1 protein-coding gene is annotated in these 587 nt (G+C 74.4%); it reads right to left on the bottom strand.

Translation table 11 applies throughout. The features are described 5' to 3' along the window. Positions 1–54: 54 nt before the first annotated feature. Positions 55–291, bottom strand: a complete 237-nt coding sequence (locus tag H9623_RS19150) for an alpha amylase C-terminal domain-containing protein (RefSeq protein WP_193721584.1) — start codon at positions 289–291, stop codon at positions 55–57. Positions 292–587 lie beyond the last annotated feature (296 nt).

Here is a 587-nt window from a genome sequence, read left to right as displayed (position 1 = left end):
GGGGCGGCCCGCCGGGGCCGCGAGTCGCTGGCCCAGGTGGGCCAGCGGGCGGGCTCAGGCCGAGCGGGTCAGTCGCTCGACGCGCACGGCGTGGGACTCGGCCCGCAGGCGGTGGGCCACGTCCGGGGCGCCCGTGCTGGCGCCGTGGGACGTCAGGCCGGTACGCGGGTCGATGAGCACGTTGCGGCGGGCCTTGTCGCGCTCGGCGGGGGCGGTGTCGCCGTTGATCGCCACGAACAGCTCGAGGTCAGAACGTCGGCAGAACGCCAGGACGGAACGGGTCTTGCGCATGTCAGATTCCCCTTTGACTAGCAAGCGCTAGCGGTTTGCTAGCAAGTACGAAGTTACACGCTAGCCGTTGCTAGCACAACCTCACGCGCGGACGCGTTTCCTCCCGGCCCGGGCCACGCCCGGCCCACGGCCCGGGCCGCGAGCGCCGGGGCTGGGCCGTGGGTCGGTGGGCCGGGCCGGTGCGGGCCAGGGCGGGGGTGTTGGTCGGCGCTCGCGGCTTCGAGCTCGAGCGCGAGAAGACCCCCCGGGGACGTTCCCCGGGGGGTCTTGTGTGGGCCGCTGGCCCGGATGCGGGC

Origin of the sequence: Oerskovia douganii (genome assembly GCF_015142735.1) — a bacterium.
GTDB lineage: Bacteria > Actinomycetota > Actinomycetes > Actinomycetales > Cellulomonadaceae > Oerskovia > Oerskovia douganii.
Note: the sequence above shows the minus strand (reverse complement) of the source record. Positions and strands in the feature narration are given on the sequence as shown.